Below are 15549 nucleotides of genomic sequence, written 5' to 3'. Positions count from 1 at the left end.
TTAAATTAGTAAATAATTTTGATGTTGGAATATTCTGATATTATCAAAAAAAATAATAAATCTAATCTTAATGATTTAAAGGAAAAAGTTTTTTCTTTTATTATAACAATAATATCTTTCTTATGTATTATTGTATTAGCATTCATTATATTTTTTATAATAAAAGAGAGTATTCCAATATTAAAACATATAGGTATATATAATTTTGTATTCGGAAAAGTATGGCGTCCATTAGCTTTTGGAGTTTCAGAGAGTTACGGAATTTTTTATATTATACTTTCTACAATATATACTGCTATGCTTTCTACATTAATAAGTTTATTTATAGGTATAGGATTCAGTATATTTTTAGTATTTGCGGCAAATGATTTTGTACGTTCATTTTCTCTTTCATTAATGGATTTAATAGTTGCTGTTCCTTCTGTAATTTATGGCTTTATAGGTTTGGTAATAATAGTAAAATTTTTTGAACATATACCAATACTTAATATGTCAGCAGGCGAATCTGTTTTGGCAGCTAGTTTACTTCTTTCTTTTATGATACTTCCTTTTATAATATCTACAGTTACAGAAAGTATGATGATGTTAAAAAAAGATTATAATAATGTTTCGCTTTCTCTTGGTATAGATAAATGGTACATGATATCAGAACTTATTTTACCAAATTCAAAGAATGCTATTTTAGTAGGATTTATACTTGCAGTATCTAGGGCATTGGGAGAAACTATGGCGGTTATGATGGTGATAGGTAATTCTTTAGTTTTTCCTAGATTATTAGGAAAGGCTGAAACTATAGCTTCTTTAATTGCTTTGGAAATAGGAATGGCTGAAGTAAAAAGTTTGCATTATAGTGCTTTATTTGCAAGCGGTGCTATACTAATGGTAACTTTATCTATTATAAATATATCTGTGCATTTTTTGAGAAAATATTTACTTAAATTAGAATTATGAGAAATTTAATTAAGATATGGTCTTTTATAAGTTTTGCTGTGATTATTTTTATAACAGTATTTATATTTGTTTTTATACTTTATAAAGGAAGAAATGCTTTAAGTTTAGATTTTTTATTGGGTAAGCCCGAAGGCATTATACTTGGAAAGGAAGGCGGAATATTTCCTGCAATAGTTGGAAGTTTATACACATCTATAATATCAGCTGTTATATCATCTTTGTTTGGAATATCAGCGGGAATCTATTTAGTATTTTATAATAAAAATAAATATATTAATTCTTGTTTTGATATAGTTTTTCAATGTATAGCAGGAATACCTTCTGTAGTGTTGGGATTATTTGGATATGCTATGCTTGTATTATATTTAGGACTTGGAAAATCAATATTATCAATGGCAATAACTCAGTCTATTATGATTCTTCCTTTTATATCAATAAGAATAAAGAAGGTATTAAAAGAATTGAATACAGATATTATAAATAGTTCTTATGCTTTGGGTATAAGCAAATCATATACAATAATTCATATAGTATTAAAAGAAATAGGAATAAAGGCTTTATCTATAGTGATGCTAGCTGGTGCTTTAGCTATAGGGGCTGCTGCTCCTTTGATGTTTACTGGTGCTGTCATAAATGCTCCTCTTACTACATCAATATTTAAACCTTCTATGGTTCTTCCTTATCATTTATATATACTTCTTACTCAGGGTATATCTGAGGCAAATGCTTATGCTACCGCTTTTGTACTTCTTTCTATAGTTTTAATATTAAACTTTTTTGCGGTATTTTTGAGATTTTTAAAAATTAGTAAATCGGGTATAAAACATGAATAATTCTATTTTACAATTAAAAGATGTATCAGTATATTATGGCAGTAAAAAAATACTTGATAATATAAATATAGACTTTGAAAAAAATAAAATAACTTCCATAATAGGGCCAAGCGGCTGCGGCAAAAGTACATTATTAAAAACTATAAATAAAATAATACTTGAAGAAAATGATGCCATTGTAAATGGAGATATTTATTTCAATGATATAAATACTAATAATATTCCAATAGAAACATTGAGAAAAAATATAGGAATAGTATTTCAAACTCCAACTCCTTTTCCGATGACAATTTATAAAAATATAAGTTATGCTTTAAAATATTATGGATTCAATAAAAAACAAATAGAAGAAAGAGTAAAAGATATACTAAAACTTACAAGTCTTTATGATGAAGTAAAAGATAAATTAAATACTTCAGCTTTGAAATTAAGCGGCGGACAAAAACAAAGACTTTGTATTGCAAGAAGTTTAAGCGTGGAACCTGATATACTTCTTCTTGATGAGCCTTGTTCTTCTTTAGATATTGTCAATTCAAATAAGATAGAAGATACATTATTGAGTTTAAAAGAAAAATATACAATTATAATAGTAACTCATAATATAGCACAGGCAAAAAGAATATCGGATAATGCGATATTTATGTATGACGGTAAAATTTTATCAAGCGGTAAGATCAATGAAATTTTTAATAATAATGAAAACCCAATAATAAAAAATTATATAAAACTTATGGATAGTTAAAATAAGTAATTGTTTAAAGAAGAATATTTAAAAGAGATTAAATTAAAAAGAGAATATTATAATAATATGCTTGATGATGAAAATTAAAAAACTTGATAAATATATTCTGTATTATATAATTGTAATTAAAATTATTGGAAATATTATGTCAGAAAATATTCGCTGGAAACAGAGATTTAACAATTTTGAAAAAGCTTTTAATTTATTAAAAAGTGTATTTGAAGAAAAGGATATAAACGAATTATCATTACTAGAGCAGGAAGGTGTTGTTCAAAGATTTGAATATACTTATGAATTAGCTTGGAAAACTTTGAAAGATTATTTAGAATATAATGGAAGTTTAAACAATATAGATATATCCCCAAGAAATATTTTTAAAGAAGCATATTCAGCAAAGATTATCAAAAGTCAAGATGATTTTATTGATATGATGCTTAGCCGTAATTTACTTTCACATACTTATGATTTTATTAAATTTAAAGAAATTATTAATAAGATAAAAAATAATTATTTGAAAATACTTAATGAATTATATAGTTTCTTTTTGGAAAAAATAAATGATTAAAGGATAAATATTGATGCTTGATGAAAAGATAAAAGAAGGTATAAAAAATATATGCAGTTCTTATGATAATATAGAACATGTTATACTGTTTGGTTCTAGGGCAATGGATAAAGAAAAATATAATTCGGATATAGATTTGGCTGTAATAGGAAAGTTTGATTTACTATTTTGCGAAAGATTAAAAGAAGAATTATCAGAGCTTCCTACTCTTTTAAAATTCGATGTTATTTCTTATAATGATATAGAAAATCAAGAATTAATAAATGATATAAAAAATCATGGAAAAATTATTTATAAAAAATAGTATTAATTATATTTGATGAATAATGTATCATTATAGCAGGAAAATATTTACTCATTAATATATTCCATAATCAAGTTTTTTTATATATACTAAGAATTTTTAAGTTTGTCATTTTTTATTCAACTTTTTCCCGCCGCACACGCTCTGCGGACTTCGTCAAAGTTGCTGCCGCAAGCACGCTTCGCGAAAGTGCAAGGTATAAAATTAGTACTAAATCATACTGGAATCGTATTACATGTAAGATAGTAAGATAATTTATTAAATTAAAGCCCAAATATAGCCTTTCGCGAAGCGTATCCGAGCCTGTCGAGGATATAGCTTCTTTGTGGCAATACCATACCTAAAGGTACTCCTTTCAGTCGCAGTACTTCCTTCGGTCGCAAAAGAAGTGGGGTATTGCACGCTGTGTACTTCGTAAGGGCAAAGCCCCAGATATAAAAACAAAAATATAAATTTATTTTGACAAATATAGCTGTTTAGGTGTATATTAAAAGTATTAATTATATTTTTCAAGAAGCTCAACTATATCCTTATAATCTTCTGATTTTGCTAAATCAAGTGCAGTCCTGCCATATTCATCAGTTATTGAAGTATCAGCATTATTTTCTAAAAGTACTTTTGCAGCTTCAAATTGATTAAAACTTGCTGCATACATTAAAGCAGTCATTCCATAATCAGTGGTATAATTAATATCAGCACCATTTTCTAATAACATATTTATTATATTAGTATTCCCTCTATAAGCAGCATTCATTAAAGGAGTAGGCGATATATCAATATGTTCATTTTCTATTTCGCATACTGTATTGGCATCGGCACCTTTCTCAAGTAAAAATTTTACCATCTCTTCATTATTATAAGTTGAGGCATAAACTAAAGCATTAATGTCGTCATCATCTTTAGCTTCAATATCAGCACCTTTTTCAATTAAAAGTTCTGTTATAGCAATATTATGAAGGCTAGCCATAAGAGGAGTAAAGCCTGTAAGTTCTGCAGGTAAATTGACATCTGCTCCTAAATCTATAAGTTTACGAACAAGTTCTTCATCATACATAGCTTCTGTTAATGGAGTAGAATATCCTAAAGTTAAATTAACATCTGCATTATTTTCTAATAAATAATTTATGATATTAGTTTGTTTATATTTTATAGCTTGTATTAAAGGTGTTGACTTAGAATATTCATCTATCTCTAAATTATAATTAACATCTAAACTTTTTGATTCAATTAATTTTTTGATTGTTTGAAAATCTCCTGATTCTATAAAAGATATAATTTCTTTATCTGTGTATGAATAATATGTTGTTTCTTCTGTTTGATTTGTATTTATTGATGAATTATTTTCTTTATTATTATCTGTACTGTCATCTAAATTTATAGTTACTTTATCTGCATTATTATTTAGTTCTTTATTATTGTTAGTATCGTTATTATTATCGTTAGAGCAAGAAAATATTATGGTGGATAGAAAAAGAATTAACAAATATTTCATAAACAATATATCCTATAGTCAAGTTTTTATTATTATATTATGAAAATTATTTTTTTCAAGTTTTTATATTAAAGCCCTGTAGGGTATGGCTTTTGTTCAAATTCGATCATAAAAATTTATTTTAAAACCCGCCCTTTATCTTTATTATTTTATACTGGAATATCAAACTTTATTTGTTTTTAAGTTTAAAACAGAAATTAAAGCACCCGCCCAAGTGATTATTAGATTTTTTGCTTATTCAACGCACGGTTAATACATTTTATAATATTGTATAATTTGAATTTCAAATAAATCTATATTTTTAGACTCATTTACCGTGCGGTTATGGGGCTATAAGTTTAAATAACACTTTGGGTGGGCAGCTAAAATAACTGTTAAGATTTTAAAGAAAATAATACAAAAGTGACAGAAGATGTAAAAAGGATAGAGGGCGGGATTTAAATTTGTAATTATTGCATTATACTGTTTTTATAGTAAAATACTTTTCATTGTTAAGGATTATTAATGATGAAAAAAACAACTAAAACAAATAAAGATAGTATGAAAGATAATAACAACTTTGACGAGTGTTTTAAAGAAAGTATAAAAGATAATGTAATATTCTTTCCTATAAGACACCATTCTCCAGCATGCTCATACCATTTAAAAAATATTTTTGAGAGCTTCAAACCAGATGCAGTGCTTATAGAAGGACCAAACGACTGTAATGATTTGATGAAGTATATGATTGAAGAAGATACCAAAGCCCCATTTTGTATTTATTCAAGTTATATAGATGAAGATGATGAAAGATACAGATGTTATTATCCTTTTTTGGATTATTCTCCGGAATTTACAGCTATAAAGGAAGCATTAAAAAATAATATTCATTGCAGCTTTATAGATATGAATTATGCTTCTATGATAGAAAATGGGGCAGAGAATTCTACAGGAAATGATATAGAGAAATCGGATCCTGAAAAAGAAAATAATAATGAAGAAGAAAATTCAGAAGAAACAAAAAATGATAATGCAGATAAAAAAAGAAAATTAGTATCAGTTTATGATAATGATGATAATAGATTTAATGTCAATGCCTATACAATAGAACTTACAAGAAAAGCGGGACTTAGAACATTTGCTGAGCTTTGGGAGAGAGATTTCGAGATAAACGGAATACTTAAAGAAAGCAAGGAGTTTATAAGAAGTGTTTATGCTTTGGGCTATTATATGCGTTTGATAGAAGATGAAGACTTTGAAACTAGAAACAGAGAATATGTAATGGCTTTAAATGTTAAAAAGGCATTAGAAGAATATAAAAGAGTTTTAGTAGTTACTGGAAGTTTTCACACAAAAGGTATAATAGATAAATTAAAAGAAGATGAAAAAGACAGTAAGAAATTAGATAAAGAATATAAAAAATTAAAAAAGTATATAGTATCAAATTCATCAAATTATTTAATACCATATTCGTTCAGAGATGCTGATGCTAGGAGAGGTTATAGAGCTGGGATCGAATTTCCTGCTTTTTATGATTCGGTTTATAAAGAACTTGAAAAATGTGAAAAAGATAAGAAGAATGATTTACATGATACTTTTTTGAAAGTTGTAATGTCATTTATAATAAAGGCATCTAATATAGACAGAGTTAATCATAATGTAACTATACCAGACTGTATAAATGCTTATTATATGGCTGTTAATCTTGCAAAGTTAAGAGGTAAGGAATCGGCAGGAGTATATGAACTTATAGATGCCACTAAAAGTGCTTTTGTAAAAGGGGCAATATCTTTAGAAAATACAAGCAATCTTGATTTGATGCTTAAACTTCTTTCAGGAATGGAGAATGGACAGGTATCTTCAAAAAGTATAGTTCCTCCGGTTGTAATAGATTTTAGAAATAAATGCAAAGAGTTTAAAATAAAAATAGATAAAACAGAAGAAATAGAATCAACTCTTGATATTGTAAAGGATAAGAATCATTTTGAAAAAAGTAAATTCTTCCATAAAATGAAATTTTTAGATGTCGGCTTTTGTTCATTAGTTAGAGGGCCGGACTATGTAAATAAAGTTAATAAAAATTTAGCAAGAGAAATTTGGAAATATGAATATAAAACTTTAGTAGAAGCATCATTGATAGATAAATCAGTTTACGGTGTTACTATAGAAGAATTGGCATCAAATTTAATAGTTGAAAAACTTAATAATAATATAAATGCTATGGAAGTTTCAAAACTTTTAGTAGAAGCTAATGTTATGGGGCTTTATGGATTTTTTATTGATAATTACAGAAAAATAGAAGCTGTAATATTAAATGATAATAATTTTGTCAATCTTTGCGTATGCTTAAATAATTTATCTTATTTGGCTAATATGGAAACTATCAATGATAATTTTTCAAAGGATAGAGAGTCATTATTTGATAATTATGATATTATGCAGGTGATAGAATCTATAGCTAAACAAGTATTTGTACTTGCTGTTGTTAATATGGAATCTATGAAAAATTTAGATGAAGAAGAAGCTTTAAAACATTCTAAATATATGAAAAATTTATATTCATTTAGTTTAGAAAATCCTGATTGGTGTGATATAGATATATTCAATGATAAGATAGATTTAATGCTTGATAATACTTTTGGAAGCAGTCATATATATGCAGTTTGTCTTGCTATAAAATACAAGTCTGGAAGATTAACAGCAGATGAGTTTTCTAATATAGTAGCATCTTTCTTGGAGTCATCGGATAGTGAAGTTGTAGCTTATTTCTTGAATGGAATACTTCTTGTGGCAAGGGATATTTTATTTATTAATGAGAGTATTATAAATAGTATAGACAGCACTATAAAAAGATTAGATGAAGATAAATTTTTGGAGGTGCTTCCTAATTTTAGATATGCATTTACAAATTTAAGTCCTACAGAAACGGAGCGTTTATCAGGTATTGTGGCGAATATATATGGTACAAGTAAAGAAAAAATATTGAAGGAAGTTGATGCTTCTATTGAAGAAGTGCAAATGGCTATTAGTATAGATAATAAGGTTTTCGATTTAATAAAAGAGACTTTATAGTGTATATATAATTATGAAGAAAATATATAAAAATGAACAAGGCTATAAATATATTCGTATGAAATGTATGATAATCAATATATAGTATGCTTGTTTTTTTAAATTTATTCTAAAATTCTTATTTGTAGTATTGTAAATATTTTTTACAATTATATAATAAATATATTGTTAAAATAATATAAAAATAATCGGGAACTATTTAAATATTTATTCGTCTAATATATAAAGTTTTATATATGTAAACTTTACATAATATAACTTGATATTTTTTACTCTAAGTTTATAATATAAAAATTTATATAATTATGAAGATGAAAAGATAATATAAACTTATGCAGGGAGCGGATAGTGAAGATTTATGCTACTTTAATTTTAAGTTTTATATTGAGTTTAGCCTTATATTCTCAAGATACAAATTTAGCAGAAACAATGCAGGAAGAAGCAACAGTAACTAATAATAAAATTGCTATAACATTAGAAGATGCTTTAACTATGGCCTTTGATAATGATAAAACTTTAAAACAGGCAGAGTATGATGTAAGAATAGCACAAGTTCAGAAAGATGCTTCATTTTCAGATTTATTTATGCCGTCTTTAAGTGTAAGCGGCGGATTAAATTTAGCTGAGTCTAAAGAAATTACATATAATAATGCAGCTACAGGGATTAAAACAAGTCCGGATACTTGGTCAGCAAGTGCTACATTATCAAAAACACTTTTTACAGGTTTTAGAAACTGGAATACTGATAAAGCAAGGGCAGTTAATTTGCAAATGCAAAAAGATATATACTATGATAAAAAGAAAGATGTTGATCTTAATACAAAATTGAATTTTTATAATACATTTGTAGCACAAGAGAATTACAGAGTATATTTACAGCAGCAGCTTAATTACAGCAATAGAATGAGAGAATCATATATAAAGTATAGAAATGGTCAGGTTTCAGAATATGAATATTTGAATGCCAAAGTACAATATGAAACTACAAAACCTCAGGTTGTAACTTTAAGCAACCAATATCAAAGTTTGAAATTATCATTTATAAGACAGATCGGACTTACGAATGTTGCTGATGAGGTTGATTTGGTAGGAAGCATATTAGATGCTACAAATATAACATTACCAGATATGCCTTATGATGATTTGCTTACTATTATAATGAATAATAATATAGAATTAAAAAGTATGAGCAGTAATTTAGAGATGTTGGAATATAATAGAAAGGTAGCAAGAAGTTATTTATGGCCTACATTATCAGCTAGTGCGAATGTAGGAGTTACTACAGTTGATAAGATTAAGATGCAAAATAATACATTCTCTAAAAACAGATCAGGAGAATTTAACTGGGGAGTAGGTGTTTCTTTGAATTATGCTCTTGATTCTTTGCTTCCATTCTCATCTACAGCTAAAGGGGCTGAAGAAATTGAGTTAAGTATAAGGCAGATGGAAGTAAGTTATGAAGAATTGAGAGATACTATAGAAGTAAACAGCAGAGATTTAATATCTACAGCTAAATCACAGGCACTTAATTTACAGTCACAAGCAGAAAATGCTAGGACAGCTGCCTATGCCTTACAAATGGCTCAAAGACAATACAGAGGCGGTACAATATCTACATTAGAAGTTAGTGATGCTGAAGTAACTTATTTGAATGCTCAGCTTGCATATTTACAGGCTATATATGAATATTTTTCAAGCACATTACAAGTATTAAAACTTTTAGGTGCATAAGGAGATTATGATGATAAAAAAGAGAGAAATTAAACTATTAATAATAATTTTATGTTTTTCTATTATTGCTATTTCTTGTAAAAAACAGCAGGTAGATTTGAAAAAGAAAGAAAATCCTATAAGTGTATTGGTTGCAGCTCCTATAAGACAATCATTAGATGAATATTTAGAGCTTTCAGCTGAAATAAAAGCAATAAAAGAAGTAGAAATATCTTCTGATGTTCCTGGAAAAATAGCCAGCATATTAAAATATGAAGGAAGCTTTGTTAATAAAGGAGATACAATAGCATTGATAGACAGATTCGTTATAGGTGCTAATTATGCTTATGCTCCTGCAAGAACTCCTATTGCCGGATATGTTACAACTACATATATGGCAGTTGGGGCATCAATAGCAGCTTCTACTCCTATAGCAAATGTTGCTGATATAAGCCAATTAGAAGTAGAAATACAAGTTCCAGAGCGTTCTATTGCTGGTATAGAATTAGGTCAAAAGGTTTTAATAAGAATTCCTTCAGCACCTAATAAAGAAATAGAAGCTACTATCACTAAAAGAGATTATGCAGTTAATCCATCTACACGTACATTGATGGTTAAGGCTTTAATAGATAATAAAGACAGACTTTTACTTCCTGGTATGTTCTCAGATGTATCAATACTTTTGAACTCTGCTGATAATGTATTTGTTATACCTAACAGTTCAATATTTTCCGATGATTTAGGTAAAAGCTATATTTATGTAGTAAAAGAGGATAATTCAGATAATCCTCCAGCAGAAGTGGCAGCAGGTACAAGTAATAATACTAAATACAGAGCATATACTAGAGAAGTTAATATATTATTCACTTCAAAAGACAAAGTAGCTTTAAGCGGCGGTCTTGAAGATGGTGAAGAAGTTGTAATGTTTGGTAGAGAGTTTTTGAAAAATGGTTCATTGGTTAATAGAATAGAAAATGATCCTACTATTTTGGAATATATTACTCCTCCTGCTACAGCAGTTGCTTCAGCACAAACTAATGCACAAAATAGTGATACAGTAAAAGCAAATAATACTGCAAAACCTTCTACTACAGCTAAACAAACTACTACTGTGAAGAATAATACAGCAACAGCTAAACAGCCAGCTGCTGCTGTAAAAAATAATAGTGCAACAGCTTCTAAGCCGGCAGCTACTGCTAAGCCAAATACAACAGCTCAGCAGACAAAAAAGCCGGAAGCTGAAAAACCAAATACTACAACAGATAATGCTGCTAAAACAACAGAAGATAGCGGTATTTATTCAATTGGAGGATAATTTATAAAAAGGAGCGATTATGAGAAGTTTTATTGAGTTAATAGTAAAAAGACCCGTATCCGTTTTTATGGGTGTAGTTGCCGTAGTTATTCTCGGTGTTGTAAGTTTGTCAAGGCTTCCTGTCGATTTCTTACCCGACATGGAATTGCCTTTTATTAGTATTAGGACTACTTATGATAATGCCGGTCCAGAGGAAGTAGAAAAATCTGTTTCCAGAATTATTGAGGGTGCGGTTTCTTCTGTAAATAACATTAAAGAGGTAAGCTCATCTTCTGAAGAAGAAGATTCAAGAGTTTTTATAGAATTTAACTGGGGAAGTGATTTAGCATCTGCTACTGCTGATATAAGAGAGGCAATAGACAGAATAAGAAAGTCTTTGCCAGATGATGCTGAAAGCCCTGCAGTTTATAAATTTTCTACTGATAATATTCCAGTTATGGAAATATCTTTCTATGGTACAGAAAACTTATCTGCATTATATAATTTAGTTGATAATCAAATATTAACAAGTATAGAGCAGGTAGGCGGTGTTGCTATGGCCGAAATAAGAGGAGGTCTTAAAACTCAAATTAAAGTTGATGTTGATATGAACAGACTTCAGGCTTACGGACTTGATATTAACACTATTGTAAATACATTAGCCTTAGAAAATCAAAATATTTCAGGCGGTGAAACTTATGAAGGTGTTTATAAATATACTTTAAGAACTACAGGCGAATTCAAAACAGTAGGTGATATAGGTAATGTTGTTGTGGCATTAAAAGATAATAATACTCCTATAAGACTTAGAGAATTAGCTACTATATATGAAGGCTATGATGAAGACGGAGATGTTATTAAAGTTAATGGTACTCCTGCAGTTACAATTTCAATAAACAAAGAATCTGGTGCTAATACAGTAGCAGTTTCTGATGCAATAAAGAAAAGACTTGATACTCTTAATTTACCAGAAGGTATAAAATATGAAGTATTATTCAACAGTGCTGATAATGTTAATAATGCTATAAAAGGTGTACTTGATACTGCTTGGCAGGGCGGTTTATTCGCTGTTATCATTCTTATGATATATTTATGGAATGTAAGAACTGTATCAATAATAGCAATATCAATACCTATGTCAATAATAGTAACATTTACTTTGATGTATTTCTTCGGTACTACATTAAATATTATTTCACTTTCAGGACTTGTACTTGGTATTGGTATGATGGTTGATAACTCCATTGTAGTACTTGAAAATATATTCTTCTATAGGAATAATGGATATGGTAAATATTCTTCTGCTATAGATGGTACTTCTACTGTAGCACTTGCTATTTCTGCTTCTACTCTTACAACAATAGCAGTATTCTTGCCTTTCTTATTTGTTGAAGGACAAACTGGTCAGATGTTCAGAGACTTATGTATTACAGTTACAGTTTCTATGATAGCTTCTTTGGCTGTTGCTTTAACTATTGTTCCTATGCTTGGGGCAAGACTTGTAACTACTAAGAAATCCAAATTCTTATCTAAGTTTGAGAATTTCTTTGATAAATATTTCCACTCAAAAGTAAATTTTGTATATGAAAAAGTATTAACTTATTCAGTTCATCATAAAAATAGAGTATTAATACCTGTTATTATAATAGTATTTACAGTAATAGGTGTAGGTGTAGCACTTATAGGTAAAGAAGGTTTTCCTAAATCAGATGAAGGCCAGTTAATGGCAAGCATTACTATGCCTATAGGTACAAGAAAAGAACAAACTGGTGCTTTTATTGACAGAATGACTAAAGATATAGTAGAATTAGTTGGAGATGATTTAAGCAGAGTACAGTCAAGATCAAGATCTGGTTCTGATGCCAACAAAGGTCAAATAAGAGTTAAATTAAGAGATAAAACAGATGGAAGAACTAGAGAAACTGAAGAATATGTAGAAATGGTTAGAAAGAAATTAGCTAGTTATCCTGCTACTATTAACGTTGACTCTGTAAGCAGTATGAAAGGTGGTGGCGGAGGAGATTCCAGCGGTATAGATATAGATATAGTTGGAGAGGATTTAGTTAGAGCTAGAGAATTGGCTAATAATATAATAGCTGCTTTACAAGATGTTCCAGGTCTTCGTGACGTAAGGCTTAAAAAAAGTGATGCTAGTCCTGAACTTAATGTTACTATTAACAGAGATTTAGCTTCAAAAATGGGACTTAATATTAATACTGTAGCAAACTCTATTAAAACAAGTTTCGGCGGTACTACAGCTACAAGAATGACTCCGGAAAATTCTGAAGTTACAGATATTGATGTTATAGTACAGTTAAATGAAAGAGATAGAATCAATATAGATGATGTTAAGAGAATGCTTATTCCTACAACATCAGGAATGGTTCCAGTATCAGCTATTGCAAATGTTGATAAGAATTTTGCTCCTACAGAAATAGAAAGAAAAAATGACAGCAGAATAACTTCAATAACTGCAGCTGGTTACGGCAGACCTATGAACCAAATAATGAATGATGTACAGAAAGCTATCAATGAAAAAGTATTTATGCCTTCTGGTTTCAGTGTTATTTATTCTGGTGATTATGAGGACATGCAAGAGGCATTCGGTCAGCTTTTACAGGCATTGTTCTTAGCTTTGGTATTGGTATATGCTATTATGGCAAGTCAGTTTGAATCATACATAGCACCTTTCGTTATTGCTCTTGCTATACCATTTGGTTTTGCCGGATCACTTACTTTATTATTGATTACAGGACAGACTTTGAGTGTATACAGCGGTATAGGAGTTATAGTACTTATTGGTATTGTAGTAAATAATGGTATTGTACTGATAGACTATATGAATCAGCTTATGCATGAGAAGAAAATCAATGGTGATAAAGCAGCATTGCTTGCAGGCCCTAGACGTTTAAGACCAGTACTCATGACTTCGCTTACTACAATATTAGGTCTTCTTCCTATGGCATTATCAAGCGGAGAAGGTAATGAGATGTATCAGCCTTTATCATTGGCATTACTTGGAGGATTAACAGTTTCTACTATGTTTACACTTGTTATAGTACCTACTGTTTATGCTGCTATTAGAAACAGAATACCTCTTAAAGACTATGATGCTAAAGACTTGGCTAGTGTTGAAACAGGCATTAATGATGCTTTAAGTACTCCAGGAAAATAAGTAACAAATAAATAGAAAATAATTAAGAGATAAAAATACATAATAAAAGGCTTGAGTTTTACAACTTAAGCCTTTTTTATTATAAAATTATATGATGTAAAAATTGAAAGTTGTTTTAGAGTTTGTCAACTGATGTACTTTATATAAATGTTATCAACTTTTTTGCCGCACAAAAAAGTTGCAAAAAACGCAACTGCTAGAACTTTATATAAAAAACATTCCTATTAAATTATAGGATATACCCTAAAAATGCAGTCTTTTTGGTTCTTTGGGTCACCAAAAGAACTGGGGTGCGGGGCAAAGCCCTGCAGATATTTAAATTTAAAAAATTATTTTTGACAAAGTATAGTTGTTTAGGTATATGCTGATTAATTGATTTTTATAAATCATCAAATTGAAATACCAAAAAATTTTATTAAATAAGTATTTATAAATAAAAGGCCTAAGTTTTCAACTTAAGCCTTTTGGTTATTAATGTATTAATTTAATAATTTCTTATAATCAAACGTTTATAAGTTTTATTCCATAATTTTTTGATAATTCTTCATATTTGGCATCACATATTTTATTGTCGCCTATAGCACTGCTGCAATTCATCATTATATTTATAGTTTCTGTTACTTTTCTGTCGTTATCATAAATTTCACAGAATTGTTTTACACTTTCATAAACACAATAATCTTTTGCCTCTCCGCATATATATATTTTATCAGCATTAGTTATATCAGAAGTCCAAGAAATATCATATTTTTGAGTGTATTCTGTAGGAACTTCAGGTCTTATAACTCCATACATTTCACTAAAAGAATCCTGTCCTTTTAATATTTTATTTATATGCAGATTCCTTGCTGCTTCAAAAAATAATAACATATTAGCAAGCTGTTTATCTATAAGCCAGCCGTCAGTGCCGTATATACAGTGATAAGGCCATATCATTAAATTAGCTGAACCTCTTTCCTTCAATGCCTGAACATAGTTAATTTGTATTTCATCATCATAAGTAGGTACTACTTCATCATTTTCTATTTTTTCTAATGTTATTTCTGTGAATGGAGCTACTGGTTTTCCATTATAATCTTCCCACATAATAGGGTGGAATATAGAATCGTATCTATGTGTGTCTAATGTTACATAAATACTTGATAGTTTTTCCATATTATCATATATAAATCTTATTATTTTTTTGATGTCTTCTGCAGCATTTTTTACAGGCAAGGCACCTTTTTCCATATCTATAAAATCCCTTTGAGGGTCTACTATGAGCAGATTAATACTTTCATCATGCAATTCTTTTATAACATCTTTTCTGTATTTGTCTGCTAGCTTATAGATATCCTGCTGATTTATTGGGTTTGTTTCTTTACCAACATAATCTTCATTTACTATTTGTTCATAAGGTATTTGTACTGACATAATTAAATCCCCTTATTAT

General features: G+C 28.8%; 11 protein-coding genes. 9 read left to right on the top strand and 2 right to left on the bottom strand.

All coding sequences use genetic code 11. The features are described 5' to 3' along the window. The first annotated feature begins 21 nt into the window (after nt 1-21). The 5 genes from pstC to Q0K52_RS02605 all read left to right on the top strand — a co-directional run bounded on the left by pstC (nt 22) and on the right by Q0K52_RS02605 (nt 3395). Complete coding sequence (gene pstC / locus Q0K52_RS02625; protein ID WP_297296170.1) at nt 22-951, top strand: phosphate ABC transporter permease subunit PstC; 930 nt, start codon at nt 22-24, stop codon at nt 949-951. Continuing rightward, nucleotides 948-1784, top strand: coding sequence for a PstA family ABC transporter permease (locus tag Q0K52_RS02620; RefSeq protein WP_297296168.1), 837 nt, complete (start codon nt 948-950; stop codon nt 1782-1784). Before pstC ends, Q0K52_RS02620 begins: the two co-directional genes overlap by 4 nt. Further along, nucleotides 1777-2526 carry a phosphate ABC transporter ATP-binding protein gene (locus tag Q0K52_RS02615; protein ID WP_297296166.1) on the top strand — a complete coding sequence of 250 codons (750 nt, stop codon included), beginning with the start codon at nt 1777-1779 and terminating at the stop codon, nt 2524-2526. The genes Q0K52_RS02620 and Q0K52_RS02615 overlap by 8 nt, the downstream gene beginning before the upstream one ends. Before the next feature lie 145 nt (nt 2527-2671). Beyond that, a complete protein-coding gene (locus Q0K52_RS02610; RefSeq protein ID WP_297296164.1) occupies nt 2672-3091 on the top strand; it encodes a nucleotidyltransferase substrate binding protein in 420 nt (139 codons plus the stop codon). A gap of 13 nt (nt 3092-3104) precedes the next feature. Then, nucleotides 3105-3395: a nucleotidyltransferase domain-containing protein gene (locus Q0K52_RS02605; protein WP_297296162.1), complete on the top strand. Its 291-nt coding sequence runs from the start codon at nt 3105-3107 to the stop codon at nt 3393-3395. Between the two features lie 496 nt (nt 3396-3891). Here Q0K52_RS02605 and Q0K52_RS02600 read toward each other — a convergent pair whose 3' ends face one another. Then, entirely contained in the window at nt 3892-4887 is a 996-nt protein-coding gene (locus Q0K52_RS02600) for an ankyrin repeat domain-containing protein (protein WP_297296160.1), read from the bottom strand. Between the two features lie 507 nt (nt 4888-5394). Here Q0K52_RS02600 and Q0K52_RS02595 point away from each other — a divergent pair. The 4 genes from Q0K52_RS02595 (at nt 5395) to Q0K52_RS02580 (ending at nt 14117) form a co-directional block, all read left to right on the top strand. Continuing rightward, on the top strand, nt 5395-7938 hold the full coding sequence (locus Q0K52_RS02595; RefSeq protein WP_297296199.1) for a DUF5682 family protein: 2544 nt from the start codon (nt 5395-5397) through the stop codon (nt 7936-7938). Nucleotides 7939-8286: 348 nt separating this feature from the next. Then, a complete protein-coding gene (locus Q0K52_RS02590; RefSeq protein WP_297296158.1) occupies nt 8287-9669 on the top strand; it encodes a TolC family protein in 1383 nt (460 codons plus the stop codon). A 10-nt stretch (nt 9670-9679) separates the two neighbouring features. Beyond that, a complete protein-coding gene (locus Q0K52_RS02585; protein ID WP_297296156.1) occupies nt 9680-10963 on the top strand; it encodes an efflux RND transporter periplasmic adaptor subunit in 1284 nt (427 codons plus the stop codon). Nucleotides 10964-10982: 19 nt separating this feature from the next. After that, nucleotides 10983-14117, top strand: a complete 3135-nt coding sequence (locus Q0K52_RS02580) for an efflux RND transporter permease subunit (protein ID WP_297296154.1) — start codon at nt 10983-10985, stop codon at nt 14115-14117. Between the two features lie 501 nt (nt 14118-14618). On the opposite strand, the gene Q0K52_RS02575 is transcribed toward Q0K52_RS02580, so the two are convergent. Continuing rightward, nucleotides 14619-15530 (bottom strand): nicotinamidase, encoded by a 912-nt coding sequence (locus tag Q0K52_RS02575; protein ID WP_297296152.1) that lies wholly within the window; start codon nt 15528-15530, stop codon nt 14619-14621. Nucleotides 15531-15549: the final 19 nt, after the last annotated feature.

It is taken from the genome of uncultured Brachyspira sp., from assembly GCF_944390845.1.
GTDB lineage: Bacteria > Spirochaetota > Brachyspiria > Brachyspirales > Brachyspiraceae > Brachyspira > Brachyspira pulli.
This window is presented reverse-complemented; position numbering and strand designations above follow the sequence as displayed.

What these genes read in the sequence shown, in the direction of transcription:
- Q0K52_RS02595 (WP_297296199.1), top strand. Translation starts at nt 5,395, where the DNA reads ATGAAAAAAACAACTAAAACAAATAAAGATAGTATGAAAGATAATAAC.
- Q0K52_RS02605 (WP_297296162.1), top strand. Translation starts at nt 3,105, where the DNA reads ATGCTTGATGAAAAGATAAAAGAAGGTATAAAAAATATATGCAGTTCT.
- Q0K52_RS02615 (WP_297296166.1), top strand. Translation starts at nt 1,777, where the DNA reads ATGAATAATTCTATTTTACAATTAAAAGATGTATCAGTATATTATGGC.
- Q0K52_RS02580 (WP_297296154.1), top strand. Translation starts at nt 10,983, where the DNA reads ATGAGAAGTTTTATTGAGTTAATAGTAAAAAGACCCGTATCCGTTTTT.
- Q0K52_RS02585 (WP_297296156.1), top strand. Translation starts at nt 9,680, where the DNA reads ATGATAAAAAAGAGAGAAATTAAACTATTAATAATAATTTTATGTTTT.
- Q0K52_RS02575 (WP_297296152.1), bottom strand. Translation starts at nt 15,530, where the DNA reads ATGTCAGTACAAATACCTTATGAACAAATAGTAAATGAAGATTATGTT.
- Q0K52_RS02610 (WP_297296164.1), top strand. Translation starts at nt 2,672, where the DNA reads ATGTCAGAAAATATTCGCTGGAAACAGAGATTTAACAATTTTGAAAAA.
- Q0K52_RS02600 (WP_297296160.1), bottom strand. Translation starts at nt 4,887, where the DNA reads ATGAAATATTTGTTAATTCTTTTTCTATCCACCATAATATTTTCTTGC.
- Q0K52_RS02620 (WP_297296168.1), top strand. Translation starts at nt 948, where the DNA reads ATGAGAAATTTAATTAAGATATGGTCTTTTATAAGTTTTGCTGTGATT.
- pstC (WP_297296170.1), top strand. Translation starts at nt 22, where the DNA reads ATGTTGGAATATTCTGATATTATCAAAAAAAATAATAAATCTAATCTT.